Origin of the sequence: Microbacterium sp. Leaf320, assembly GCF_001423485.1 — a bacterium.
In the GTDB taxonomy this organism is placed as follows: Bacteria; Actinomycetota; Actinomycetes; order Actinomycetales; family Microbacteriaceae; genus Microbacterium.
In genome coordinates this window covers 17624-41563 of the sequence record NZ_LMOD01000006.1, presented here as the reverse complement: position 1 = coordinate 41563, position 23940 = coordinate 17624, and the positions used below count along the sequence as shown (strand labels likewise).

Sequence of the window (23940 nt, the reverse complement as noted above, 5' to 3'; positions counted from 1 at the left end):
TGCGGGTCAGCCCGCGCACTCCTCGATGTTGTCCTGCAGGATCTTCGTCGTCAGGGCCTTGTCCGCCTCGCTGGACTGCTTGTCCTCGCCGTTGGCGAGGAACGTCAGCGTCTCGTTGCTGAGCTCGGAGTCCACCAGGTAGCCGGCGAAGCACTCGGAGGCGCCGTCGGGCAGCTCCTGGCCCTGCGAGGTGAAGAACTCGTCGAGGCCGGCGGCGACGTCGTCGGCGCTGGGACGAGTGGATCCGCCGCAGGCGGCGAGCGAGAAGGCGAGTGCCGCGATGGGCAGCGCCATGAGGAGGCGGGAGGAGGTGCGCAGGTTCCGGTCGTTGAGCTTCATGCGCTCAACGCTATCGGCTCACAGCGAATGCATAGAAGGGGTTGTGCCGATTCGTCTCGCGCTGGTACTCCGTATCGGCGCCCGGGGCATGGCACGATGTCCTCATGTTCATGGTGACGACGAACGACATCCCGGGTTATCGCATCACTCAGGTGCTGGGGGAGGTCATGGGACTGACGGTGCGCTCGACCGACTTCGGGCAGGGGTTCACCGCCGGGTTCCGCTCGCTCGGCGGCGGGGAGATCCCCGAGTTCACCCAGGTGATGTACGAGGCGCGGCAGGTGGTGATGGGCCGCATGTGGGCCGAGGCCCAGCAGCGCGGCGGCAACGCGATCGTCGCGATGCGCTTCGACGCAGGGTCGATCGCGAACTTCACCGAGATCTGCGCCTACGGCACGGCTGTGGTGGTCGAGCCTCTCGCGCCGGTAGCGCAGCCCCACCCGCCGGTGCCGCCGCAGGCCTGACGGCGGCTCGCGACGCCTGACGCTACGCGAGCACGAGCAGGTCGCCGACCTCGCAGTCGAGGGCGTCGCAGATCGCGCGCAGAGTCGAGTACCTGATCGCCCGCGCTCTGTCGTTCTTCAGCACCGACAGGTTGACGATGCTGACGCCCACCCGCGCACTCAGCTCGGTCAGCGTCATCCCGCGCTCCGTGAGCAGCTCGTCGAGTCGACAGTGGATGCCGGTGAGTTCGTCGTCGTTCTCCGCCGGGCTCATACGAGTCCCTTCGTGTCGTCCTCGAGCACGGCCTTCTCGCGCTGCAACCGGATTCCCTGGCGGAATGCGGCCGCGATGAGACCCACCGCCACGCCTGTCGCGAAGATCGGCACGATCGACCAGAACTCGATCGGATGCACCGGCTCGCCGGAGCCGAGACCCGCCGCGGCGGACACCCCGTTGAGCCCCAGCTTCTCGAGCAGCACGATGAACATGGGGGCGAGCACGAGCGTCCAGCCGATCGCGTCGAAGGCCCGGGCGTTGCTCCGCACGAAGAAGCGTCCGCGGAGGAAGTTCCAGGCGACGAGCATCACGCCCACGATGACGATCAGCGGAGCGACCGCCCACAGCACGAGAGAGCCGATGATCGCTGCGGTCGAGGCGGCGTCCACTCCGGTGGCGAACACCATCGCCTCCTGGGCGATCCCCTGGACCGACGCGGCCCCCGAGCCGACGGTCGCGTCGATCGGCTGCTCGTCGATGGGGATCGACCACGCGATGCCCTGGTCGCGGAACGTGCCGAGCACGCGCAGGACGGTGCTGATCGCCGTCACCACGAGAGCTGCCGCACCGAAGAGGATCACGGTGATCGCATCGGCGGCCTGCGACCGTGTCGTCGCGGTCGTGGTGGCCATCAGACGAGTCCCTCCGTGTCGCGCTGCAGGCGGTCGCCGACCACGAAGACCGTGCCGATGAGCGCGAGGACGAACGCCGCGAGCACGAAGGTGAAGGGTTCCACGCTCATGACGGCGTTCTCGACGCCGTTGTCGGTGATGTGGGCGATCGTCGCATTGGCGAGCATGTTGTCGAAGAAGCGGACGGCGGCGAAGCCGACGAGTCCGGTGATGCCGGCGGTCGACGCGAGAGCGGTGTTGCGGCGGCTGAAGACGCGGCCGGCGAGAACGCTGCGGGCCAGCACGATGAGGCATCCGATCACGATGACGATCGTGAGGATCTGCGCGATCTGCCCCATGATGCCGGGCACGGCCGCGACCGTCGGCAGCTGAGGGGCCGTGATCACGGCGCTGTCGAGCCCGACGGAGATGCTGTCGCCGGTGCTGAGCGGCAGGTCGACCGGGGTCTTCGAGCTGATGAACTCGGCGAGCACCGGCACGTTCACGCCACGGGCGAGCTCGACGATCCGGATGATCGAGAACACCGTGATGTACGCGGCGATCGCGACCCCGGCGATGCAGAATCCGATCAGCGCTCCGGTGTCGCCGCGGGAGATCGTGCGGTTCTTGGTCGAGGTCATGATCCACTCCTTATCGAGAGTCGTTATTACCGATAATCGTTAACATAACGACTGTCGATATGTTCGTCAACCCCGGCCCCGCGAGAGCGCCGTCACCGACCGTCACGGCACTATGCCGACGGCGAACACGGGCATACGTGATCCGCACGGTGGTTACTCTCGATGTACAAGCGCTTCACGCGTCTTCGCCAGTGTCGAACAACACGTGCGAATAAGGAGTCACAGCATGTTCGAGAGATTCACGGACCGAGCCCGTCGAGTGGTCGTCCTCGCCCAAGAAGAGGCGAAGATGCTCAACCACAACTACATCGGCACAGAGCACATCCTGCTCGGCCTCATCCACGAGGGTGAGGGTGTCGCAGCCAAGGCGCTCGAGAGCCTCGGCATCTCGCTCGACGCCGTGCGCGAGCAAGTGCAGGACATCATCGGCCAGGGCCAGCAGCAGCCGACCGGGCACATCCCGTTCACGCCGCGCGCCAAGAAGGTCCTCGAGCTGAGCCTCCGCGAGGCCCTCCAGCTCGGCCACAACTACATCGGCACCGAGCACATCCTGCTCGGCCTCATCCGCGAGGGCGAGGGTGTCGCAGCCCAGGTGCTCGTCAAGCTCGGCGCCGACCTGAACAAGGTCCGCCAGCAGGTCATCCAGCTCCTGTCCGGTGCACCCGGACGCGAGCCGGCAGCCGTCGGCGCGCAGTCGAACGACACCCCGAGCGCCCAGGGCGGCTCGCAGGTGCTCGACCAGTTCGGTCGCAACCTGACGCAGGCCGCGCGCGACAACAAGCTCGACCCGGTCATCGGTCGCGAGAAGGAGATCGAGCGGGTCATGCAGATCCTGTCTCGCCGCTCCAAGAACAACCCCGTGCTGATCGGTGAGCCCGGCGTCGGCAAGACCGCCGTCGTCGAGGGCCTCGCCCAGGCGATCGTCAAGGGCGATGTGCCCGAGACGCTCAAGGACAAGCAGCTCTACTCGCTCGACCTCGGCTCGCTCATCGCCGGTTCCCGCTACCGCGGTGACTTCGAAGAGCGACTGAAGAAGGTCACGAAAGAGATCCGCACACGCGGCGACATCATCGTCTTCATCGACGAGATCCACACCCTCGTGGGTGCGGGTGCCGCCGAGGGAGCGATCGACGCGGCCAGCATCCTGAAGCCGCTGCTCGCACGCGGTGAGCTCCAGACCATCGGTGCGACCACGCTCGACGAGTACCGCAAGCACTTCGAGAAGGATGCCGCTCTCGAGCGCCGCTTCCAGTCGATCCAGGTGAACGAGCCGAGCCTCCCTCACACGATCAACATCCTCAAGGGGCTGCGCGACCGGTACGAGGCGCACCACAAGGTGCAGATCACCGACGGCGCGATCGTCGCGGCATCGAACCTCGCCGACCGCTACGTCTCCGACCGGTTCCTGCCCGACAAGGCCATCGACCTGATCGACGAGGCCGGCGCACGCCTGCGCCTCAGCATCCTGTCGAGCCCGCCCGAGCTGCGCGAATTCGACGAGAAGATCGCCAAGGTCCGCGAGCAGAAGGAAGTGGCATCCGAAGACCAGGACTTCGAGAAGGCCGCATCGCTGCGCGACGAGGAGAAGAGCCTCCTCGCCGAGCGCCTGCGCCTCGAGAAGCAGTGGCGTTCGGGTGACGTCGCGACCCAGGCGGTCGTCGACGAGGGCCTGATCGCCGAGGTGCTCGCACAGGCCACCGGCATCCCGGTCTTCAAGCTGACGGAGGAGGAGTCCTCGCGACTCGTCTTCATGGAGAAGGCGCTGCACCAGCGCGTCATCGGTCAGGAAGAGGCCATCGCGGCGCTCTCCAAGACGATCCGTCGTCAGCGCGCCGGCCTCAAGGACCCGAAGCGTCCCTCGGGCTCGTTCATCTTCGCCGGCCCCACGGGTGTCGGAAAGACCGAGCTCGCCAAGGCGCTCGCCGAGTTCCTGTTCGACGACGAAGCCGCTCTCATCTCGCTCGACATGAGCGAGTTCGGCGAGAAGCACACCGTCTCGCGTCTGTTCGGTGCCCCTCCCGGATTCGTCGGATTCGAAGAGGGCGGCCAGCTCACCGAGAAGGTGCGCCGCAAGCCGTTCAGCGTGGTGCTGTTCGACGAGATCGAGAAGGCCCACCCGGACATCTTCAACTCGCTGCTGCAGATCCTCGAAGAGGGTCGTCTGACCGATGGTCAGGGCCGCGTGATCGACTTCAAGAACACCGTCATCATCATGACCACCAACCTCGGTGCTCGTGACATCGCCGGTGGTCCGGTCGGATTCCAGATCGAGGGCGTCAACTCGACGAACTACGAGCGGATGAAGGGCAAGGTCAACGAAGAGCTCAAGCGCAACTTCAAGCCCGAGTTCCTCAACCGTGTCGACGACATCATCGTGTTCCCGCAGCTGTCGAAGGACGAGCTCGTGCAGATCGTCGATCTGTTCACGAAGCGGCTCGGCGAGCGTCTGCTCGACCGCGATATGACGATCGAGCTCTCGCAGTCCGCCAAGGAGCGCCTCATCGAGATCGGTTTCGACCCGGCACTCGGCGCCCGACCGCTGCGTCGCGCGATGCAGCACGAGGTCGAGGACCGTCTGTCCGAGAAGATCCTGCACGGTGAGCTGAACCCCGGCGATCACGTCAAGGTCGACTCGAAGGACGGCGAGTTCCTCTTCGAGCACGGCCCGCGCGGCGAGCAGGTCGCAGTCGGCGTCAACACCGGCGGAGCGATCCCCGGCACCCCCGACCTGGCCATCGCCAGCGGAGAGTGACCTGATCAGAGAAGGGGCGGATGCTGAGGCATCCGCCCCTTCTCTGTGTCCGGGACGCTCCAGCACTCCGGCATTCCGGGCTCGCTCAGGGTCTGGGGAGGTGAGGAGTTCTAGGCTTGACGATGTGAGCGAGTACATCGTCCGGCCTGCGCGCAGCGCCGACATCATCGGCATCCGGAATCTTCTGCAGCCGATGGTCGAGCAGCGCATCCTGCTCGGCAAGGATCTCGCTGTGCTCTACGGCGCCGTGCAGGAGTTCGTGGTGGCCGAGGCCGACGACGAGCTGATCGGCTGCGGCGCGCTGCACGTCTTCTGGGAGGACCTCGGCGAGGTGCGCACCCTCATGGTCCGCGGGGACTGGCTGCACCACGGCGTCGGCGGCGCGATCGTGGGCGCCCTCGAGGAGCAGGCTCGCGAGCTCGGGCTCAGCCGACTGTTCTGCCTCACGTTCGAGATCGACTTCTTCGGGCGCCGGGGCTATACGACCATCGGCGAGCAGGTCGTCGACCCCGACGTGTACTCTCAGCTGCTGCGCAGCGGTGACGCCGGTGTCGAGGAGTTCCTCGACCTCGCCCACGTCAAGCCGAACACGCTCGGCAACACCAGGATGCTGAAAAGGCTCAACTAACCTGGACTCATGCCCCGTCACTCCGCCGCCGTCTATCGTCGTCGGCGACTGGTGACCCTTGTCGCACTGATCGTCTTCGTCGCGTTCATCGTGACAGCGGTGTGGCTTCTCGTGGCCCGGCCGTGGGCGAGCGCGACGGATGCGACACCGTCACCGACGCCCTCGGCGTCATCGACTCCCGTGGCCCCCACGACGTCGACGACGCCCGATCCGACCGCTGCCGAGTCGCCCGCACCCGAGCCGTCCAGCGACGAGACGCCGGGCATCGTGGCGTGCGAAGCGCAGGACGTCGAGGTCGCAGCCGTCACGGATGCCGACACGTACCCGGCGGGAGTCCTGCCGCAGCTGTCGATCTCGCTGACGAATCGCGGCGCCGCCGACTGCGCGATCGACGTCGGGTCGACGACCCAGGTGCTCACGGTGTCGAGCGGATCCGACGTGTGGTGGCGATCGACCGACTGCCAGGAGAACCCGAGCAGCATGATCGCCACGCTGGCCGCCGGCGCGACCGTCACGAGCAAGGTTCCGGTGACCTGGGATCGCACGCGGTCGAGCGTCGAAACCTGTGCCCAGGAGAACCGCGCGCGCGCTCCCGGCGGGGGAGCGTCGTATCACGTGGCCGTCGAGATCGGCGGCTTCAAGGGCGCGGCCACCAAGCAGATCCTGCTCTACTGAGAATTCGGTGCGTCGCTCGGTGTGCGTCGCTCGATGCGTCGCCCGTCGAGTCCGCCTTGGCCAAAGGTCTTGAATACAGACCTGCACTCAGTTTCGGTGCTGACAGCACCCGTTCTTTGGGATACCATTGGGGTGACCCTCGCAGACTTGCGGCGCATGCCATCCCCAGTGGCGTCGAACACAGCGTCCCCAGCGCTTCGACACTGCCGCCCGAGGGTCCGCGGGCCCTCTCGAGTACCCCAGTCCCCAATGGATGACTCGAGAGGGCCCTTTTCTTCGCTCACGTTCGGGCGAGACATCGGCGCGGGCTGAATATGCTGGATACATGGCATCGAAGAAGGCGAAGTCCGCGAAGAACAAGCCCGCGCCCGAGGACTTCCGCTCGGATGCTCTCGCGCAGGCTCTCGAGAAGCAGGACATCGCCGCAGTCGCGCTGGCGCTGAGACACGGCACCACGGTCGTGCCGCTCGTGAAGCCCGGCGCCCGCGACAACCCGCTCGACAGTGGTGAGGTGTGGACCTACCGCGACCCGAAGTCGGGTGACCTGGCGCTTCTGCTCTTCAGTGACGCGAGGAACAAGCCGGCGAACCTGCCCCCAGGGGTGGGGATCTACACCGCGGACTGGTTGCGCAAGTTCCTCGCCGCGCACCCGATCACCACCGTCTTCCTCGATATCGCAGGTCCGCACCCGATGCAGGCCTCGCCCGACGAGCTGCTCAAGGCGCTCGACGCCTGAGCGCGGTGGCGCCCGCGACCCTGCGGTCGGCGCGGATTCAGAACGGCGGGATGTCGGCTTCGCTGCGCCGGGTGGTGTTGCGGGAGCGGACGTCGTTGAGTGCCGCGCGCAGGGTCTTCGAACGGTCGTCGACCACCTGCTCGTAACCGAGTCGCGATGCCTCCGATCTGCGCTGCGCCGACTGCGTGACCGGCCGGATCTCGCCGGCGAGGCTGAGCTCGCCGACTGCGGCGACCGTTCGCGGCACCGAGATCTGCTGGATCGACCCCGCCACGGCGATCGCGATCGCGAGGTCGGCGGCGGGTTCGGTGAAGCGCACGCCGCCGACGGTCGAGACGTAGACGTCGAGGTTGCTCGTCTTGATGTGCGCCCGGCGCTCGAGGATCGCCAGCACCATCGCCACACGGGACGAGTCGAGTCCGTGCACCACACGACGGGGATTCGGCGCGGTGGTGTTGATCGTCAGCGCCTGCACCTCGACCGGGAGCGCCCTGCGGCCCTCGAGCGAGATGGCGACGCACGTGCCCGGCTCCGTCTCGCCCTGAGACAGGAAGAGGCCCGAGGGGTCGGGAACCTCGGAGATGCCCGCACCCGTCATCTCGAAGCATCCGACCTCGTCGGTGGGGCCGAATCGGTTCTTCAACGCCCGGATGAAACGCAGTGACGTCTGCCGGTCGCCCTCGAAGTGGCACACCACATCGACGAGGTGCTCGAGCACACGGGGGCCGGCCACGGTGCCGTCTTTCGTCACGTGGCCGACGAGGATGACGGGCAGCCCGCGGTCTTTCGCGACCCGGATCAGCGTCGCCGCGACCTCGCGCACCTGGCTCGGCTGGCCCGCCGCGCCGTCGATCAGCGATGACGACACGGTCTGCACCGAGTCGACGATCACGAGCTGCGGGGCCACCTCGTCGATGTGACCGAGGATCGTCGCGAGATCGGTCTCGCTCGCCAGGTAGAGCTCGTCGTGCAGTGCTCCGGTGCGCTCCGCACGCAGACGCACCTGGGCGGGGGACTCTTCGGCACTCGCATAGAGCACGCGACGACCGGAGCGCGCGGCTTGAGCAGCGACCTCGAGCAGCAGGGTCGACTTGCCGACTCCGGGCTCCCCGCTCAGCAGGATCGCAGCCCCCGGCACGATGCCGCCGCCCAGCACGCGGTCGAACTCGCCCACGCCACTCGTGCGGCGGGGAGCGTCTTCGGTGGTGATCTGCGTGATCGGCCGTGCGGCCTTCGCCGCGGTCGGCGCGAGCGGGGTGATGCGGCTGAGGATGCCGGTCTGCGCGCCCTGCTCCTGCACCGTGCCCCACTGCTGGCACTCGGCGCAGCGGCCCACCCACTTCGCCGTCGTCCACCCGCATTCGGTGCAGACGTACGCGGGAGGGGCAGGTTTTCGGGTGGCCATGCAGCCAGGCTATCGCCGGGATCAGACATCCCTATCGCCTCGGGCATTATTCACGGCCGAACCACCCCACGGGAAGCAGTGGCCACGGAATACTGGAGTCATGGCCAATGGCGGGCCCGTCTGCGGGCCGATCTCGACGTTCTCACGGGTGCAGCTCCTGCACCTCGTGCAGACGCGTTCCGATCGCACGATCGGCGAGCTGTGCGACGCCACGGGGCTGCATCCCAACACGGTGCGCGAGCACCTGCAGCGCCTGATCGAGGGCGGCTACGTCATCCAGGCCAGCGAGCACCGCACCACCCGCGGTCGTCCGCGCACGCTCTACAGCGCCGCGACCGGCACCGCTGACGCATCCAGCCCCATCGCTCGCAACAAGGCCAAGGCCGCAGCCGAGCGCGGCGACCTGCTGCGCCGGGTGCTGCCCGCATCCGCCTCCGCTCTGGGTCGCGACGCGACCTATCAGCTGGACGCCCTGATCGAACACTTGGAGGAGAGCGGCTTCGAGCCCGTCGTCGATGACGAGCAGCTCACCGTCGATCTCAGCCCGTGCCCGCACGCCGCGGGTCGCGCCGAAGACCGTCCGATGCTGTGCTCCGTGCACCTCGGTCTCATGCAGGGGGTGCTCACCGAAGCCGGTGGGCCGCTCGCTGCCGAGGCCGTGCGCGCCACCGCCCTCCCGGCGGACTGCACCGTGCAGCTGCGCCTGACGGAGATGACCGCCGCCTAGGCGAGCATCTGTCTTATTCACGGCCTGCAGCCCTCCGGGGGCCGCGGGCGCGTCGTTAGCGTGGCACCCGGCGCACAGAAGAACAAGGGCATCGAAGAAGGAGTGGCACATGGAATGGCTAGACCCGCTGGTCCTGTCTCGATGGCAGTTCGGTCTGACGACCGTGTACCACTACCTGTTCGTGCCGCTGACGATCGGCATGGCCCTCGTCGCCGCGATCTTCCAGACCGCGTGGGTGCGCACCGGCAAGGTGCAGTACCTGCACCTGACCCGGTTCTTCGGCAAGATCTTCCTGATCAACTTCGCTATGGGCGTCGTGACCGGCATCGTGCAGGAGTTCCAGTTCGGCATGAACTGGTCGGACTACTCCCGCTTCGTCGGTGACGTCTTCGGCGCCCCGCTCGCCTTCGAGGGTCTGCTCGCCTTCTTCTTCGAGGCGACGTTCATCGGCCTCTGGATCTTCGGCTGGGACAAGCTCCCGCAGAAGCTGCACCTCGCCACGATCTGGTGCGTCTCGATCGGCAGCATCCTGTCGGCGTACTTCATCATCGCCGCCAACGCGTTCATGCAGAACCCGGTCGGATACGTCTACAACCCCGAGACGAACCGCGCCGAGCTCACCGACTTCTGGGCGCTGCTGACGAACCCCGTCGCGCTCGCCGCCTTCCCGCACACGATCTTCGGGGCGCTGATGTTCGCCGCCGGTGTCGTGATCTCGGTGTCGGCCTGGCATCTCGCCCGCGGCCAGCACTTCGACACGATGCGCATCTCGCTGAAGTTCGGACTCTGGGCGATGATCGTCTCGACCGCCGGCGTCGTTCTCACCGGTGACCAGCTGGGCCTTGCGATGTACGCCGCGCAGCCGATGAAGATGGCGGCGGCGGAAGCCACGTTCAACACCGTCTGCGGCTACGACGCCTCGTTCAGCATCTTCACGCTGGGCACCCCGGACGGCAGCTCAGAGCTGTTCTCGATCCGGGTGCCGTATCTGCTCTCGCTGCTGTCGACCCACTCGTTCGACGCCTGCGTGCACGGCATCAACGACCTCAACGCCGAGTACAGCACCACGTTCGCCGACACCGGACTCACCGAGTTCGCCCCGATCCTCTGGGTCACGTACTGGGCGTTCCGCTGGATGATCGGCCTCGGTATCGCCGCAGCCCTCGTCGCCGTCGTCGGCCTGTGGCTGACCCGCAAGGGCGCCAAGAAGCCGCCGGCGCAGTGGATGTGGAAGCTCGCGATCTGGTCGTTCCCGCTCGCGCTCGCCGCGAACATCATGGGCTGGGTCTTCACCGAGATGGGCAGGCAGCCCTGGATCGTCTTCGGACTCATGACCACGCAGGACGGCGTCTCGCCGGGCGTCAGCGGGCTCGAGGTGCTCATCTCGCTGATCGCCTTCACCGCTATCTACGCGGCACTCGCCGTGGTCGAGATCCGCCTCATCATCAAGGCCGCGCAGAAGGGCCCTGACACCGACGAACAACCCCACGAGGAGACGGCCCAGCTGCCGTCTGTCGTGTACTGAGAAAGGGATCAGTCATGGAATACATGTGGTTCTGGATCGTCGCCTTCCTCTTCGTCGGCTACTTCGTGCTCGACGGGTTCGATTTCGGCGTGGGCATGTCGCTGCCGTTCCTCGGCAAGAACGACGTCTCGCGTCGCCAGGTGATCAACACGATCGGCCCGATCTGGGATCTCAACGAGACCTGGGTCATCGTCGCGGGCGCCTGCCTGTTCGCGTCGTTCCCCGAGTGGTACGCGACGCTGTTCAGCGGGTTCTACCTGCCGCTGCTGCTGATCCTGCTCGCGCTCATTCTGCGCGGGGTGTCGTTCGAGTACCGGCACCAGCGCGAGTCGGCGAAATGGAAGCGCGGCTTCGACCGGATGATCGTGATCGGCTCGGCCGTGCCGGCGCTGCTCTGGGGCGTCGCCTTCGGCAATATCGTGCAGGGGGTGGCGATCGATGAGAACCACATCTACGTCGGTGGCTTCTTCGCGCTGCTGAACCCGTACGCGCTGCTCGTCGGCGTCACGACACTGCTGCTGTTCTTCCTGCACGGCGTGCTGTTCGTCTCGCTCAAGACAGACGGACAGGTGCACACCGATGCCCGTCGCCTGGTGAAGCTCGCGGCAGGGCCCACGGTGCTCGCCGCGGCCGGCACCGTCGTCTGGACGGTCGTCATGGCCGCCGGGCGTGAGGCGCCGCTGCTGTGGATGGTCGTCGGATGCGGACTCGTCGCCGCGCTCGCCCTCATCGCTTCGGTGCTGTTCTCCCTGCGCGGACGCGACGGTCGGGCCTTCACGGCGGGCGCTGTGACCGTGGCATCCGCTGTGGTGATGCTGTTCGCGGCGCTGTTCCCCTACGTGATGCCGTCGACGATCGACCCGGCGTTCAGCCTCACGATCGAGAACGCGTCGAGCACCCCGTATACGCTGACGATCATGAGTTGGACCGCGCTGATCGCCCTGCCGCTCGTGCTGGCGTACCAGACGTGGACCTACTGGATCTTCCGCAAGCGGGTCACCCGCAGCTCGATCGAGGGGGCTCCGGCGCACGCGTGAGACACGGCTTCGCGGGCTGCGTTTCGTCACTTCGACTCGCTCCGCTCACTCAGTACGGCGCTCGCTTCGCTCGCACAACGACCGAGGGCCGGTCGTTGAGCGAGGACGCGCGGTGCAGGGTCGGATCCCGGTCGTTGAGCGAGGCCGCGCGGAGCAGGGTCGGATCCCGGTCGTTGAGCGAGGCCGCGCGGAGCGTGCCCGAGACGAAACGTGGTGAGCGGTGAAGCCGGTCGACATCCGTCTGCTGCGATATGCGAGTGCGGCCCGCGGATTCCTGCTGCTGTCGGGCGCGATCGGCGTCGCGCAGACAGCGGTGACGATCGCGTTCGCCTGGATGCTGACGGATGCCGTCACCGGCGCTCTCGCCGGACGCGATGTCACGACGACGCTGCTGTGGCTGCTCGGCCTCGCCGCCCTGCGGGGCGTGCTGATCGCGGCGTCGGATGCCGCCGGAACCCGCGCTGCGGCGAAGACAGGGATGCAGCTGCGTGCCGCGCTGATCGCCGCCGTCGGGCGCCTCGGACCGGGGTGGCTCGCGCAGCGCAACCAGGCGCAGCTCGCCGTCACTGCGGGCCACGGGCTCGAAGCCCTCGACGCGTACTTCGCGCGGTACACCCCGCAGCTCGTGCTCACGGTCATCGCGACGCCGGTGCTTGTCGCGGTGATGTGGTGGCAGGACTGGCCGAGCGGGCTGACGGCGCTCATCACGCTGCCGCTGATCCCGCTGTTCCTGATCCTGATCGGCATCGCGACCCGCACGGTGCAGCGCACGCAGTGGCAGACGCTGCAGCGCCTCGCAGCTCGGTTCGCCGACACCGTGCAGGGGCTCTCGACGCTGCGTCTGTTCGGGCGCGAGCGCCGCGCCGCCGCGCAGATCGAGACGACGGCCGACGAGTACCGCCGCGAGACCATGAAGGTGCTGCGGTTCTCGTTCCTGTCGGGCTTCGCGATGGAGCTGCTGGCCTCGCTCGCCGTGGCGCTGATCGCGGTGGCGGTCGGCTTCCGGCTGCTGTCGGGCGACCTGTCGCTCGAGGTCGGGCTTTTCGTCCTGCTGCTCGCCCCCGAGGCCTTCCTGCCGATCCGACAGGTCGGTGTGCAGTTCCACGCCGCGTCCGAGGGGGTCGCGGCGACGGAAGACGTGTTCGAGGTGCTGGATTCGGCCGCGGCTCGGGCCGGCTTCCGGGCCGACTCTCGGACCGCCGGTGTTCACGATTCAGCAGGAGATTCCGACACCCGATCTTCTGACGGGCTGACAGCCGGTCGCGACGACATCCATGCTGAATTGCGAACCCCGAACGCGCGAGACCTGGTCGTCGTAGACCTGCAGGTGCGCGAACTGCCGCCTGTCTCGTTCACCGCAACACCCGGAACCATCACGCTGATCGAGGGACCGAGCGGCGCGGGCAAGTCGAGTCTGCTCGCTGCTCTGCGCGGTGCGGTGGAGTTCTCGGGCGCGGCCACGGTCGGCGGCATCGATGTGCGCGAGCTCTCCCCGTCGGCATGGCTGGCCTGGAGTGGACAGCGCCCGCAGTTGAGCCGCGGCACGATCGCCGCCAACGTGGCGCTGGGCTATGAGGCGCCGGATGCCGACGGCATCCGTCACGCCCTCGATGACGCCTGCGCGAACGACCTCGACCCGGCGCTCGAGCTCGGTGTGCAGGGCAGCGGGCTCTCGGGCGGGCAGGCGCAGCGCGTCGCGGTCGCCCGAGCGCTGTATCGGCAGGCGCAGCACCCTGACGCGGTGCTGGCGCTCGACGAGCCGTCCAGCGCGCTCGACCCCGACACCGAAGACCGGCTCTGGGCGTCGCTTCGTGCACGGGCAGATACCGGCGCCACCGTCCTCCTCGTCTCGCACCGCCGCTCGGCGCGCAACATCGCCGACCACGTCGTCGAGCTGGGGGTGAGCGTATGAGTGCCCCCGGTACCGCGGCGCGGGTGCGCGGCATCCTCCGTCTCGCGCAGCCGCCGCTGCGTCGCTTCCTGCCCGGCGCGGTCTGGGGCTTCCTGTCGGCGGGCGCCGCCGTGAGCCTGCTCGCCGTCAGCGGCTGGCTAATCGTCAGCGCCTCGATCGTCGACTCGCTCGTGCCGCTGTCGATCGCCGTCGTGGGTGTGCGTTTCTTCGCGGTGTCCCGTGCCGTGACACGGTATCTCGAACGGCTGAGCGGGCACGATGCGGCTCTGCGTCAGCTCGCTTCGACGCGGGCCGACATGGTGCGCCGGCTCACTCCGCTGTCGCCCGCGGGGCTCGGACGCACCGACCACGGACGCGTGCTGTCGGCCCTCGTCGACGATGTCGAGAACCTGCAGAATCTGCCGCTGCGGGTGGTGCAGCCGCTCGCCGTGTCGGGTCTCGTCGCGGTCGGTGCGGTCGGGTTCCTGCTGTTCGTGTCGGTACCGGCCGCGCTCACCCTCGCTGCGTGCCTGGTGATCGCCGCCGCGGCGGCGATCGGACTGGGGTGGGTGTTCGGATCTCGCGCCGAGGCCGCGGTCTCGCGTCGACGCGGCGATCTCTCGGCTGCTCTCACCGACTACTTCGGCACGCTCGACGTGCTGCTCGCCTTCGGCGCGGAACCTCAGGCGCGCGAGCGCGTGCGACAGGCGGATGCCGACCTTCGCCGCGCTGTCAGCAGGGCGTCGCTCGCGCAGGCGATCGCCGCCGGCGTGGTCTCGGCCGTCGCGGGTGCCGCGTCGGTGTGGGCGCTCGCTGTCGCTGCCCCCGGTCTCTCGACAGGGGCGATCGACGGCCCGTGGCTCGCAGTCGCCGTGCTCGTGCCGATGGTCGTGTTCGAGGTCTTCGGCGCGGTGCCCATCGCCGCAGCATCCTGGCGCAGCGTGCGCTCGAGCGCCGAGCGGATCGTCGACGTGCTGCCCTCCGAGATGCCCGCCGAACTGCGGTCAGACGACGGCGAGGAGGCCGAGATCGTCGGCGTTCCGACTCTGCGGCTGCGAGGCGTGCGGGCGTGGTGGCCGGGTGGAGCGCCCGCGCTGCGCGGAGTCGACCTCGACCTGAAGCCGGGGGAGCGCGTGCTGGTGGCGGGTCCGAGCGGGGCGGGCAAGAGCTCGCTGGCTGCGGCGCTCGTCGGATTCCTGCGTGTCGAGGGTGAGTATTCCGTGGGCGGCAGGGATGCTGCCGCGCTGTCAGGCCCTGCTCTTCGTCGCACGATCGGGCTGTGCGAGCAGAGCCCGCAGCTGTTCGATGAGGACATCCGGCAGAACCTGCTGTTCGCCAGGGATTCGGCGACCGACGACGAGCTGCTCGCCGTGCTCGACCGTGTCGGCCTGGGGTCGTGGGTCCGCGAGCGCGGGGGACTGGATGCGCGGGTGGGCGACCGCGGCGGTCTCGTCTCGGGAGGTCAGGCGCAGCGCATCGCCCTCGCTCGCGCCCTGCTGCGCGGCTTCCCGGTGCTCGTGCTCGACGAGCCGACCGCGGGCGTCGACCCGGATGCATCCGACGCGCTGCTGAGTGACCTGCTGCAGGCGGCGGGGGAGCAGTCCGTGCTGCTGATCTCGCACGTCGCCCCGCCTGCAGAGACGGTCGATCGGGTCGTCCGGCTCGAAGACGGGCGCACCGTCTTGGCGTGAGTCGGGTGGCGCGTCTCGCTTCGCTCGCTCGCTCAACGACCGGATGTGGTCCGTTCGTCGAGTGAGGGCGCAGCGGGGCGTTTCCGTTCGTTGAGTGAGGGAGCAGCGGCGCGTTTCCGGTCGTTGAGCGAGGAGCGCAGCGACGAGACGAAACGGGGCGACCGGCCCGTCAGACGCTGAGGTCGGCGCGGGGCTCCATGACGATGCCCTGGGCCTCGAAGACGCGACGGCGTTCTTCGATGCGGCGGTGCAGCTCGACCTGCGCGTCGTCGACCAGGCGCGGGTCGAGATCGACAGTCACCGGATGCGGGTCGCCGTGGTTCGCCTCGATGTAGGCATCGAGTTCGGGACCCGACGTCCATGACGTGATCAGGGCGTAGCGCGGGGCGGTGCCGCGGTGCCAGACCGCGTGCCAGAAGCGCTGGGTGTCGACGATGATACGCGACCCCTCGCGCAGCGGCAGGCGGATCTCGGTCGCCGGGTCGAAGCGGTCGGAGCGCAGGAGCAGCAGCGAGTCGGTGTCGTCGGAGAGGTTGTAGTAGCCGCGCACGACCCAACCGGTGCCCTCTTCGTTGAGGCGGTTGTTGTCGTCCTGGTGCAGGTTGTAGACGGCATCCGCGTACTCGTTGGGCTGCAGCTCGATCACGCGGCAGCGGCCGACTCCCGCGCCGGGTTCGAGCGCACGCCGCTGCAGGGTCGGTGCGATCGCGACCTGCGACTCGATCCAGACGCCGTCCTTGTCTGTGCGAGGAGGGGTGTGATTCCAGAAGCCGTTGCACTCGATCGCGCCGGCATAGCTCGCGAGCGGGGCGAAGCGCGTGACGCCCGACGAGCGCCAGCCGATGTACTCGAGGTCGAGCCACTCGGCGGGGTCGGATGCCTGGTCATGGTCGTCGAGCACGACATAGCCGGTCTCAGCCAGCGCCTCTGATGTGATGAAACCCATTGCGTCCCCTCCGTGCCCGTTGCCTTAGGCCATCCTAACCAGGGGGCTTGAGGGCCGACGGGGAGCGTACCGGACAAAAGCCCGCGTCGGAACTCACCTGACTGCTCGATTCGCGCCGTGGCCCGGGTTGTCGTAAGCTAGTCCGCGGTGACGTGTCCGAGCGGCCGAAGGTGCAACTCTCGAAAAGTTGTGTAGGGTAACCCCCTACCGTGGGTTCAAATCCCACCGTCACCGCCATGGAAACCCCCGAGAAATCGGGGGTTTTTCCGTATCCGGGGCGGGGCGTGGGGCACGTTCGGTGGGCAGCGAGTTTGCGGCTCCGCGGAGTCTCAAACCTCGCGCTTGCGATCTGGGTCAAAATCCGCCCGTCGTCGTGTGCATGGCTGTGGTGCGGTAACCCAGCGCTGCCGGGCTCCACCATAGACTGCGTGGTCGACACCCTTGACGGTGAAGAACTGCTCGTAGACGATCGGCTGCTTGCCTGAGCACGGGCAGGAGCGATGGGCTCTCGACAGTGACCGAAGGCGTCAGCGGACCCTCGTGCTTTCGCGGCGATTCGACGTGGGCATGGACGCTCGCTATTCCGCGCTGGGTGGGACGATGCAATCGCTCGACATGGTATCCAGGGTGTTGAGGCTTTCGCTCACGGCCTCCGCGTGACGCTGGACGGCTAGTCCTCGCGCGCGGTGGCGTCGAACTACAGGGAGTGCTGTCCAGCCCGCTGACAGCGCGCCCCCCTTTGGAGGGTTGGCATCGACAGGTTCAGCATTTCGGCGCGTCCTACGACTTGGCGACGATCTTGGCCCAGCTGTCGATCCGGCGGCAGGATGATCGTCGTAGTTAATGACGGAGCCGGACCGACCGGCCCGCGACCCACTGCAGGAGGCACTCCATGTCCCAGTACGCAATCCTCATCTACGAAGACCAGGCGCAGTACGCGACCATGTCGCCCGAGGCATGGGGCGCGCTGGTCGACGCGCACAGCACGTTCACCAAGCAGGTCTTCGAGCTCGGTGGGTCCCTCACGGGCGGGGAGGCGCTCGCGGCCACGACGACGGCCACCACGATCAAGCGCGGCACCACGGTCACGGACGGCCCGTTCGTCGAGACCAAGGAGGCCTTCGGCGGCTTCTACGTCATCGAGGCGCGCGACCTCGACCACGCCGTCGAGATCGCCAAGCTGTGCCCGGCACCCTTCGGCGGCGTCGAGGTTCGCCCGGTCGTGGACCCGACGACGAACCCGTTCTGAACACTCCCCGCGACGAGCCGACCGCGTCCGCCATGCAGGCGGACGCGGTCGCTGCCGCGCTGGCGAAGGCCCACCGCTCCGAGTGGGCCTTCGTACTGTCCGCCACGGTGCGCGTCGCGGGCGACCTGGACGTCGCGGAGGAGTGCGCGCAGGAGGCGTACGTCAGCGCGCTGAAGGCCTGGACCCGGGACGGCGTCCCGGAGCGGCCCGGCGCGTGGCTGACCACCACGGCGCGGAACCACGCGCTCGACCGGTTGCGTCGCGAGGTCACCCTCCGGCGCAAGCTCCCGCTGCTCGTGGAGCCGGCGACTGTCGATCCGCACGACCCGGCCAACCTGGACCAGCTCGACGCCGCGGTGCCCGACGACCGGCTCCGGCTGGTGTTCACGTGCTGCCACCCCACCCTCGCCCCCGAGGCCCGCGTCGCCCTCACCCTGCGCCTGGTCTGCAACGTTCCCACGCCCGACGTCGCCCGGGCCTTCCTGGTGTCCGAGTCGACGATGGCGGCACGGATCACCCGGGCCAAGAAGAAGATCTCTGAAGCGCGGATCCCCTACCGGGTTCCGAGCCGGGAGGAGCTGCCCGAGCGCCTGGACAGCGTACTCACCGCCGTCCACCTGCTCTTCAGCACCGGCCACACGGCCGGCGAGGGAGACGCGCTCGTCCGTCAGGATCTCTGCGACCGGGCCCTGCACCTCGCGCGCACTCTCACCGCGCTGCTCCCCGAGCAGGCCGAGACCCGCGGCCTGCTGGGCCTGCTGCTCCTCACCGACGCGCGCCGGGCAACCCGGACCGACGAGCAGGGCCGGCTGCTCCTGCTCGCCGACCAAGACCGGACTCGCTGGGACCAGCGCGCGATTCTGGAGGGGCTCACCGTGACGGCCGGGGCGCTGGCGTCCGGCCCACCGGAGCGGTTCACCCTGCAGGCGGCGATCGCCGGCGTACACGCGATCGCGCCGTCCCTCGAGCAGACCGACTGGCCGCGCGTCGTGCACCTCTACGACCGGCTGCTCGTGGTGTGGAACACCCCGGTGGTCGCGCTCAACCGGGCCGCCGCCGTGGCGTTCGCCGACGGTCCGGCCGCCGCCCTGCCGCTCCTCGACGAGCTGGCGACCGATCCCCGGCTCGCCGACTACCCCTACCTTCCGGCCACACGCGCCGATCTGCAGCACCGCCTCGGCGACGCCGCCGGCGCGGCTCAGTCGTACCGGCGCGCGATGGAGCTCACGGCGAACGCCGCGGAGCGCGCCTTCCTGGAGCAGCGCCTGACGGAGGTCAGCCGCGCCGCCGGCGGCGAGCCCGCGTCCGGCTGAGTAGGGCGGGCTCGCCGGTCACCACTCCAAGGCCCCGCACGGGCTCCCGCGCACCTTGCTGGGATTGTCCTCCGCCGTTCCGGTCGTCGCCCGAAGGCTCGAACGTGCCGTGCTGGTCCATCTCGCGGTGGCCGTGGCGGGATCGAGATCGCGGGATCTAGACGAGTTTCGAAGCGTGGTTCTCCATGCGATCAGCGTAGGGGCTGGATACAGACGCTGGGCTCTCTTCCAGCCGCTGTGCGCGCCGCACGGATCCGAGATTCGAGCTTCACATTGCTCCCAAGTGCCCTGTGAAATGCAGGTACTAGGGTCGGCCGGGGCATCGACGCCTGAGGCAAAGCAATCACCAGCAGGGGGCTGGCTCAGCAGGCCTTGATGCCACGCAGATCCGCAGTAGAAAGTCTCATTTCAGGGGGAAGTACCATGTCCAAAAAGCGACAAAGAGGGTTGATCGCGCTATCGATCGGCGCGCTGTTCGCCACGCTAGCCGTGGCAGTTCCGATGTCGGCAGGTGCCGCCATTCCTGTGGACGAACCGCTCGGCACCAACAACCCGGGGAACCCCGACAACCTCGACATCACCGAACAGTTCTCCGAGGGGCAGGTGTTCCCGAACACGCTAGTCGGGGGAGGGGTAGGACCGGTCGCCCATGTCGACCCGACCTACTCGAACCAGTGGCGGATGGCCGAAGACGTCGACACAGCGAAACATCAAGGCGGCGCGGTGTGGTCGAACACCCAACTTGATCTCTCGCAGCCGTTCGAGAGCACTTTCTCTGTGTACCTCGGCTATCAGCCGAACCTCGGCGACGGCATGACCTTTACTCTTCAGAACGATCCTCGCGGACGAGGAGCTGTTGGTTCTGCCGGCGGCTCGCTCGGTGCGTACGGTGGAAACTGGGGCACAGCATTCCCGGATCGGGATGTAAAGGACGATGAAGCACAGCAGCAGTACATCCGCAACGCGTTGTCGATCGAGTTCGACACTTACATGAACGACGCACACAATTACGGGGGGGAGTCTGGGGACCGAGAGCTGTGTTCATGGTGGATATTCTGTGGCTCGCAGCTGTATGGTCATGTCGGTGTTGTGACGCCGGCGCCGATTGCGGTGTCGCACTCGAACCTTCAGTACGGTTCCGCGACGGACACACTCAGCAATGACACGTGGCGCGACTTCCACGTTTCCTGGGAACCCCATGGCGACAACACAGGAACGCTCAAATATCAGCTCGGCAGTTGGACGGCCCAGACCTTCACGGTGTCCGATGTGAACGCCCAGTTCGGTCTCCAGAACGGCGACTCGAAGGTGTACTGGGGCTTCACCGCCGCGGCAGTTAGCAAAAGTCGTGCAGGTGGGGGAACCTCCGGTGGCTCCGACGTAAACGCGAACCCGCTTGCTTTCGCGGTACTGAAGCAGCCTGCACCCCCGGTGGTCACCGCGACTCCCGAGATGCCAGCTGTCGTGCAGGCTGTCTGCACTGACACGGGGGAGGCGTCTACGCCGTTTGTGACGCCCGCGTCTACTGCCGGGATCAATTACACGATTGACGGGTCGGTCGTTGAGGGTTCGACGGTCACAGTAGTCGCAACGCCCAAGTCGGGCTACGTGCTCGCGGCGGCGCAAGGGTGGACCGCAGCGGCCGACGGAAGCGCGTCATTGCAGGTGACGCTCACTTCCGTTGATTGCGCGGACGCGGTTGTCGTGCCCGTGGAGCCTCAGGTCAAACAAGCGGTGTGTACAGCCTCAGACCGTGCCTCAACACCCACAGTCACGGTCGCAAAGACCGAGGGCATCACCTATCGCGTGGAAGGCAAGATTGCTCAGGGGAACACGGTCACCATCCTGGCTATTCCGCAGCCGGGCTACCAACTGAGTACGTCGCCGGGGTGGAAAACCGCAGATGACGGATCCTCATCGATGACAGTCGCTCTGAAGACTGCAACGTGTGGGCACTCTGACTCGACGCCTACCAACGGCGCGCTCGCGACCACTGGTGGCAGCGGGGCAGGATTCCTCGCCGTTGCGGGACTGGTCGTCGTCGCTCTAGGCGTGGGAGCAATGCTCATCGCACGCCGGCGCACCAAGAACTAGCAGACAGGAGGGGGGGGCTGCCTGGCGCAGCCCCCTCCGTGTGTGGTCACGCCCCGCTCTCGACCGGCCTCGTCGACCGTGCAGCAAGCAGATGTCGGCGTGGACTTGCATCCAGCGGGGATCACTCCCGTTCGCGCGAGGGAAATCTCAGATCCTCCACGGACCGACGCCAGTTCAACCGCTACCTGCTCTGCTAGCGCGACAATTTGAACGCGTCCGTTGCCGGCAGCCTCCGAAGGCAGCCCTGGCGGGAGTAACGGAACAACGACTTCGCTGACATCGATCTCGTCCACTGAGATATCCGTGATCTCACTCGGCCATCAGTGCGACTCGCCTCGAGGAAAGCCGACGCGTAGGCGCTGTGATACCCACCCTCAGTTCAGTCTGCTGCTACCAAGGCCGCTCTTGGCCAACGACGGCGGGTGGGCGGAGGGGGCCGAACCGGATCCCCAGGTGAGCACCAGACGGCCCGGTCCGAAGCTTTGTCGGTGCACACTGTGGCTCAGGCCACGCGCGGCGTGCGAGTGATTGCGAACTCCGGAGCGCCGCTCCTCACGTTCTCCGATCCAGTCGGGCGCGGCGTCAGCCGAGAATCGCCCCCAAAGCACGATGTCGCGACATCGTCCATTCACGCCGTAGGCGATGCTGGTGCGTTGCGGGTAGTCCGCCGGATAGTCAACTGACCACTCCAAGCTCATCGTCCCGGGGCTCTTGAGTGGGTGATCGAGTTCTACATCGATGCCGAGAACCCGCCCACCCGGATGAGCAAAAGTCTGAATGATGTGTCCACCGGACACAATTTGGATACGGGGAGGTCGGGGCGATGCAGCATCCGAAACCTCGAGAATCGGAAACCTAGAGACTGTTCCTGCGACCGCCTGCAGGAGCACCCGGGTCACGACTCGCGCCACTTGGCGGTTGTCGTCTACATCTGCGGTTATCGAGACCACCACCTGCTTTGCGGTAACGGTGGCGAGGTGCCCGAGTTCGGTCGTGGTCTCTCGCATCTCAATAACGAGGACCGGATCTTGCGTTGGTGCAACCGTTGCGAGGTACATGTGCTCAGATGTGTGGTCGATGTAGTCAATCAGCTCATCGTTGGGTAGACCGAGATCATGCTCGATCGCAGCCACGATATCGAGTGAACGCCGCCCCGAGGGTCGTCGCTTCCCCGAGCGCCAATAGCTCAGCGTCGAAAGCGCTACGTGGTGACCTTCCGCGATGAGCCGGTGGCGAAGCTCGGAGAGCGACATGTTGTGGCGTCTCAGCGCGCTGGCGAACACACGTTCAAAGCTGGCGTCGCTCATGAATCTCTCCTCCAAAGTCCGGTGTGGTGCGCACCGGGAGCATTCACGCGGTCAGGATGAGCCGTGTGAAAGGCGGTGACTAGGGTCGTCCTAGCGTCAACTCGTTGATGGAGCTGAGTCGCAGTCTCGAGCCGCACCTCCGCCTCTAGAGACGTGTGACGAGCAACCTAAATGAACCTGTCGTCGCATCCCCTCACCCTCCCCGGCTGTTGGCGCGACGGCGGAATCGCTGGCTTCGCCTGTGATTCCGAATGGCGCAGCCCGCTCGGGCATGCGCCATGGAGGGCCTGGAGGCAACCCCTCGAACCGCCGCCTTCAGGCCCTCCACCTTTCGGGCGCCCCCCGCATCTCGACGCAGGGCGGCACGCAGACGGCGCTCAGCCGTTTCAGCGCAGACTCGGTCGGCGACTTGCCGGTTGCATCGCGTTCACAGCCCCGGCTGCCGCGCCGCTGGGGCTCTTCAGCGACAGATTTGACGGGTCGGGTCGTCCACCATGTGACTAACGAGGCAAGTGGACTCCCCTCGCACCGCGGTGGCAACTGGCCGGCGTCAGTGGGGAGCGCAGGAGGTCCGCAAGGCGCGGTCTCTGATGCCTGACTTTCGGGGATATTACTGTGGCTACGCAAGACGAACTGAACGCTCTCATTCAGCAGATCGCGGACGACATCAATGGATTTATTGGCGCATCGGTTGTTGACGTTGAGTCAGGTTTGCCGCTCGCGACGAAATCGGTCCGCCCTGACTTTGATCTGGATGTTGCTAGCGCGTACAACAGCGAAATGGTCAAGAACAAGCGGAAGACGATCGAGGCTCTTCGTCTCGGCGCGACTCTCGAGGACATGCTCCTCACACTCGACACCCAGCTCCATCTGCTCAAGATGGTCGATGCGGACACGTTCCTTTACCTTGCGGCAGATCGGCAAGTCACGAACCTCGCGCTGCTCCGGTCCGCTGTGAACCGCCATGTCACGGCGCTGAGCGCTTGACTATCGGACTTATCCGGACGACCGAGCTCGTTGACGTCTCCTGGGCGCACCCCGTGTTGGCGGAAACAGCGATGAAACAGAAACGCACGCGCTGGCGACGGGTGGGCCTGCCGAACCGGTATCGTCTCGTGTTCGCGGGACCGGTGGGTGCGGGGAAGACGACGGCCGTACGCGCGCTGAGCGATGTGTCACCGGTTGACACGGACGTTCCGATCTCGGCTGGATCTGATGAGCTCGGTGACGACGAAAAGAAGACCACTACCGTGGGGCTCGACTACGGTGCATGGAAGCCCACAGCAGAACTTTCTGTGGCCCTCATCGGTGTGCCGGGACAGGACCGTTTCGCGCATGCGCAGCGGTACTCATCGATGCCTGACGCCCGGTTCCTGCTCTGGTTGCGCGCTGATCACGCGGACATAGCCACGGACGCGGCTACATGGATCCCCCGATTCGCCGGCGACGAGCACCGGCTCGTGATCGCCGTCAGCCACTGCGCGGACGACGCACTCGAGGCTGCCCGCGGATCGCTCTCCGAGGTACTCGACCGCCACGGGATTCCCGTCGACCGTGTGATCGCGGCCGATGCGCGCGATCGCGACAGCGTGGAACGAGTCGCGTGCGTTGCGCTCGACCTGCCGGAGAAGGACTTGTGAGCAAATACTCAAG

General features: G+C 67.1%; 22 protein-coding genes and 1 tRNA gene. 16 read left to right on the top strand and 7 right to left on the bottom strand.

Going from position 1 to position 23940, the window contains the following annotated elements; genetic code table 11:
* Positions 1–6 precede the first annotated feature (6 nt).
* Entirely contained in the window at positions 7–339 is a 333-nt protein-coding gene (locus tag ASF63_RS18180) for a hypothetical protein (RefSeq protein ID WP_056517511.1), read from the bottom strand.
* Between the two features lie 104 nt (positions 340–443).
* On the opposite strand from ASF63_RS18180, the gene ASF63_RS18175 reads away from it, so the two are divergent.
* Positions 444–803: a YbjQ family protein gene (locus ASF63_RS18175; RefSeq protein WP_056517507.1), complete on the top strand. Its 360-nt coding sequence runs from the start codon at positions 444–446 to the stop codon at positions 801–803.
* A 22-nt stretch (positions 804–825) separates the two neighbouring features.
* On the opposite strand, the gene ASF63_RS18170 is transcribed toward ASF63_RS18175, so the two are convergent.
* The 3 genes from ASF63_RS18170 to ASF63_RS18160 are packed head-to-tail and all read right to left on the bottom strand — an operon-like array spanning position 826 to position 2311.
* Positions 826–1056 carry a helix-turn-helix domain-containing protein gene (locus ASF63_RS18170; protein WP_056517504.1) on the bottom strand — a complete coding sequence of 77 codons (231 nt, stop codon included), beginning with the start codon at positions 1054–1056 and terminating at the stop codon, positions 826–828.
* Positions 1053–1691 carry a DUF2975 domain-containing protein gene (locus ASF63_RS18165; protein WP_056517501.1) on the bottom strand — a complete coding sequence of 213 codons (639 nt, stop codon included), beginning with the start codon at positions 1689–1691 and terminating at the stop codon, positions 1053–1055. Before ASF63_RS18165 ends, ASF63_RS18170 begins: the two co-directional genes overlap by 4 nt.
* On the bottom strand, positions 1691–2311 hold the full coding sequence (locus tag ASF63_RS18160) for a hypothetical protein (RefSeq protein WP_056517498.1): 621 nt from the start codon (positions 2309–2311) through the stop codon (positions 1691–1693). Before ASF63_RS18160 ends, ASF63_RS18165 begins: the two co-directional genes overlap by 1 nt.
* A 226-nt stretch (positions 2312–2537) precedes the next feature.
* Between ASF63_RS18160 and ASF63_RS18155 the strand changes: the two genes are divergently transcribed.
* From ASF63_RS18155 to ASF63_RS18140, 4 genes are all read left to right on the top strand, one after another.
* The gene (locus ASF63_RS18155; protein WP_056313341.1) at positions 2538–5063 is read left to right on the top strand and encodes an ATP-dependent Clp protease ATP-binding subunit; all 2526 of its coding nucleotides are present in this window, start codon (positions 2538–2540) and stop codon (positions 5061–5063) included.
* A 124-nt stretch (positions 5064–5187) separates the two neighbouring features.
* Complete coding sequence (locus tag ASF63_RS18150) at positions 5188–5691, top strand: amino-acid N-acetyltransferase (protein WP_056517495.1); 504 nt, start codon at positions 5188–5190, stop codon at positions 5689–5691.
* Positions 5692–5700: 9 nt separating this feature from the next.
* Positions 5701–6366 carry a hypothetical protein gene (locus ASF63_RS18145; protein ID WP_056517492.1) on the top strand — a complete coding sequence of 222 codons (666 nt, stop codon included), beginning with the start codon at positions 5701–5703 and terminating at the stop codon, positions 6364–6366.
* Positions 6367–6691: 325 nt separating this feature from the next.
* Complete coding sequence (locus ASF63_RS18140) at positions 6692–7102, top strand: hypothetical protein (protein WP_056517489.1); 411 nt, start codon at positions 6692–6694, stop codon at positions 7100–7102.
* A 37-nt stretch (positions 7103–7139) separates the two neighbouring features.
* Here the strand turns inward: ASF63_RS18140 and radA are convergent, their stop codons facing one another.
* Entirely contained in the window at positions 7140–8507 is a 1368-nt protein-coding gene (gene radA, locus ASF63_RS18135) for a DNA repair protein RadA (protein WP_056313333.1), read from the bottom strand.
* A gap of 100 nt (positions 8508–8607) precedes the next feature.
* Here radA and ASF63_RS18130 point away from each other — a divergent pair, with 100 nt between their 5' ends.
* From ASF63_RS18130 to cydC, 5 genes are all read left to right on the top strand, one after another.
* Positions 8608–9234, top strand: coding sequence for a helix-turn-helix transcriptional regulator (locus ASF63_RS18130; protein ID WP_056517487.1), 627 nt, complete (start codon positions 8608–8610; stop codon positions 9232–9234).
* A 109-nt stretch (positions 9235–9343) separates the two neighbouring features.
* Positions 9344–10759: a cytochrome ubiquinol oxidase subunit I gene (locus ASF63_RS18125; RefSeq protein WP_056313331.1), complete on the top strand. Its 1416-nt coding sequence runs from the start codon at positions 9344–9346 to the stop codon at positions 10757–10759.
* A 14-nt stretch (positions 10760–10773) separates the two neighbouring features.
* Positions 10774–11796, top strand: a complete 1023-nt coding sequence (gene cydB / locus ASF63_RS18120) for a cytochrome d ubiquinol oxidase subunit II (RefSeq protein ID WP_056517485.1) — start codon at positions 10774–10776, stop codon at positions 11794–11796.
* Positions 11797–12016: 220 nt separating this feature from the next.
* Positions 12017–13708, top strand: a complete 1692-nt coding sequence (cydD, locus tag ASF63_RS18115) for a thiol reductant ABC exporter subunit CydD (RefSeq protein ID WP_056517481.1) — start codon at positions 12017–12019, stop codon at positions 13706–13708.
* The gene (gene cydC / locus ASF63_RS18110) at positions 13705–15378 is read left to right on the top strand and encodes a thiol reductant ABC exporter subunit CydC (RefSeq protein WP_056517478.1); all 1674 of its coding nucleotides are present in this window, start codon (positions 13705–13707) and stop codon (positions 15376–15378) included. The genes cydD and cydC overlap by 4 nt, the downstream gene beginning before the upstream one ends.
* A gap of 169 nt (positions 15379–15547) precedes the next feature.
* Here the strand turns inward: cydC and ASF63_RS18105 are convergent, their stop codons facing one another.
* Positions 15548–16324 carry a hypothetical protein gene (locus ASF63_RS18105; protein ID WP_056517472.1) on the bottom strand — a complete coding sequence of 259 codons (777 nt, stop codon included), beginning with the start codon at positions 16322–16324 and terminating at the stop codon, positions 15548–15550.
* 146 nt (positions 16325–16470) lie between these two features.
* On the opposite strand from ASF63_RS18105, the gene ASF63_RS18100 reads away from it, so the two are divergent.
* The 4 genes from ASF63_RS18100 to ASF63_RS18080 all read left to right on the top strand — a co-directional run bounded on the left by ASF63_RS18100 (position 16471) and on the right by ASF63_RS18080 (position 20980).
* A tRNA-Ser gene (locus ASF63_RS18100) sits at positions 16471–16561 on the top strand.
* Between the two features lie 655 nt (positions 16562–17216).
* Entirely contained in the window at positions 17217–17573 is a 357-nt protein-coding gene (locus ASF63_RS18090; protein ID WP_056517467.1) for a YciI family protein, read from the top strand.
* Positions 17574–17605: 32 nt separating this feature from the next.
* Positions 17606–18886, top strand: a complete 1281-nt coding sequence (locus tag ASF63_RS18085) for an RNA polymerase sigma factor (RefSeq protein WP_056517464.1) — start codon at positions 17606–17608, stop codon at positions 18884–18886.
* A gap of 423 nt (positions 18887–19309) precedes the next feature.
* Positions 19310–20980, top strand: a complete 1671-nt coding sequence (locus ASF63_RS18080) for an L-type lectin-domain containing protein (protein WP_056517461.1) — start codon at positions 19310–19312, stop codon at positions 20978–20980.
* Between the two features lie 374 nt (positions 20981–21354).
* Here ASF63_RS18080 and ASF63_RS18075 read toward each other — a convergent pair whose 3' ends face one another.
* Complete coding sequence (locus tag ASF63_RS18075; RefSeq protein ID WP_056517458.1) at positions 21355–22287, bottom strand: helix-turn-helix domain-containing protein; 933 nt, start codon at positions 22285–22287, stop codon at positions 21355–21357.
* 615 nt (positions 22288–22902) lie between these two features.
* Between ASF63_RS18075 and ASF63_RS18070 the strand changes: the two genes are divergently transcribed.
* Positions 22903–23274, top strand: coding sequence for a hypothetical protein (locus tag ASF63_RS18070; RefSeq protein ID WP_056517455.1), 372 nt, complete (start codon positions 22903–22905; stop codon positions 23272–23274).
* Positions 23275–23345: 71 nt separating this feature from the next.
* On the top strand, positions 23346–23927 hold the full coding sequence (locus tag ASF63_RS18065) for a hypothetical protein (RefSeq protein ID WP_157534440.1): 582 nt from the start codon (positions 23346–23348) through the stop codon (positions 23925–23927).
* Positions 23928–23940: the final 13 nt, after the last annotated feature.

Excerpts from the sequence above, each read along its gene's own strand:
- ASF63_RS18180 (WP_056517511.1), bottom strand. The coding sequence starts at position 339 with ATGAAGCTCAACGACCGGAACCTGCGCACCTCCTCCCGCCTCCTCATG.
- ASF63_RS18175 (WP_056517507.1), top strand. The coding sequence starts at position 444 with ATGTTCATGGTGACGACGAACGACATCCCGGGTTATCGCATCACTCAG.
- ASF63_RS18170 (WP_056517504.1), bottom strand. The coding sequence starts at position 1,056 with ATGAGCCCGGCGGAGAACGACGACGAACTCACCGGCATCCACTGTCGA.
- ASF63_RS18165 (WP_056517501.1), bottom strand. The coding sequence starts at position 1,691 with ATGGCCACCACGACCGCGACGACACGGTCGCAGGCCGCCGATGCGATC.
- ASF63_RS18160 (WP_056517498.1), bottom strand. The coding sequence starts at position 2,311 with ATGACCTCGACCAAGAACCGCACGATCTCCCGCGGCGACACCGGAGCG.
- ASF63_RS18155 (WP_056313341.1), top strand. The coding sequence starts at position 2,538 with ATGTTCGAGAGATTCACGGACCGAGCCCGTCGAGTGGTCGTCCTCGCC.
- ASF63_RS18145 (WP_056517492.1), top strand. The coding sequence starts at position 5,701 with ATGCCCCGTCACTCCGCCGCCGTCTATCGTCGTCGGCGACTGGTGACC.
- ASF63_RS18140 (WP_056517489.1), top strand. The coding sequence starts at position 6,692 with ATGGCATCGAAGAAGGCGAAGTCCGCGAAGAACAAGCCCGCGCCCGAG.
- radA (WP_056313333.1), bottom strand. The coding sequence starts at position 8,507 with ATGGCCACCCGAAAACCTGCCCCTCCCGCGTACGTCTGCACCGAATGC.
- ASF63_RS18130 (WP_056517487.1), top strand. The coding sequence starts at position 8,608 with ATGGCCAATGGCGGGCCCGTCTGCGGGCCGATCTCGACGTTCTCACGG.
- ASF63_RS18125 (WP_056313331.1), top strand. The coding sequence starts at position 9,344 with ATGGAATGGCTAGACCCGCTGGTCCTGTCTCGATGGCAGTTCGGTCTG.
- cydB (WP_056517485.1), top strand. The coding sequence starts at position 10,774 with ATGGAATACATGTGGTTCTGGATCGTCGCCTTCCTCTTCGTCGGCTAC.
- cydC (WP_056517478.1), top strand. The coding sequence starts at position 13,705 with ATGAGTGCCCCCGGTACCGCGGCGCGGGTGCGCGGCATCCTCCGTCTC.
- ASF63_RS18105 (WP_056517472.1), bottom strand. The coding sequence starts at position 16,324 with ATGGGTTTCATCACATCAGAGGCGCTGGCTGAGACCGGCTATGTCGTG.
- ASF63_RS18090 (WP_056517467.1), top strand. The coding sequence starts at position 17,217 with ATGTCCCAGTACGCAATCCTCATCTACGAAGACCAGGCGCAGTACGCG.
- ASF63_RS18085 (WP_056517464.1), top strand. The coding sequence starts at position 17,606 with ATGCAGGCGGACGCGGTCGCTGCCGCGCTGGCGAAGGCCCACCGCTCC.
- ASF63_RS18080 (WP_056517461.1), top strand. The coding sequence starts at position 19,310 with ATGTCCAAAAAGCGACAAAGAGGGTTGATCGCGCTATCGATCGGCGCG.
- ASF63_RS18075 (WP_056517458.1), bottom strand. The coding sequence starts at position 22,287 with ATGAGCGACGCCAGCTTTGAACGTGTGTTCGCCAGCGCGCTGAGACGC.
- ASF63_RS18065 (WP_157534440.1), top strand. The coding sequence starts at position 23,346 with ATGAAACAGAAACGCACGCGCTGGCGACGGGTGGGCCTGCCGAACCGG.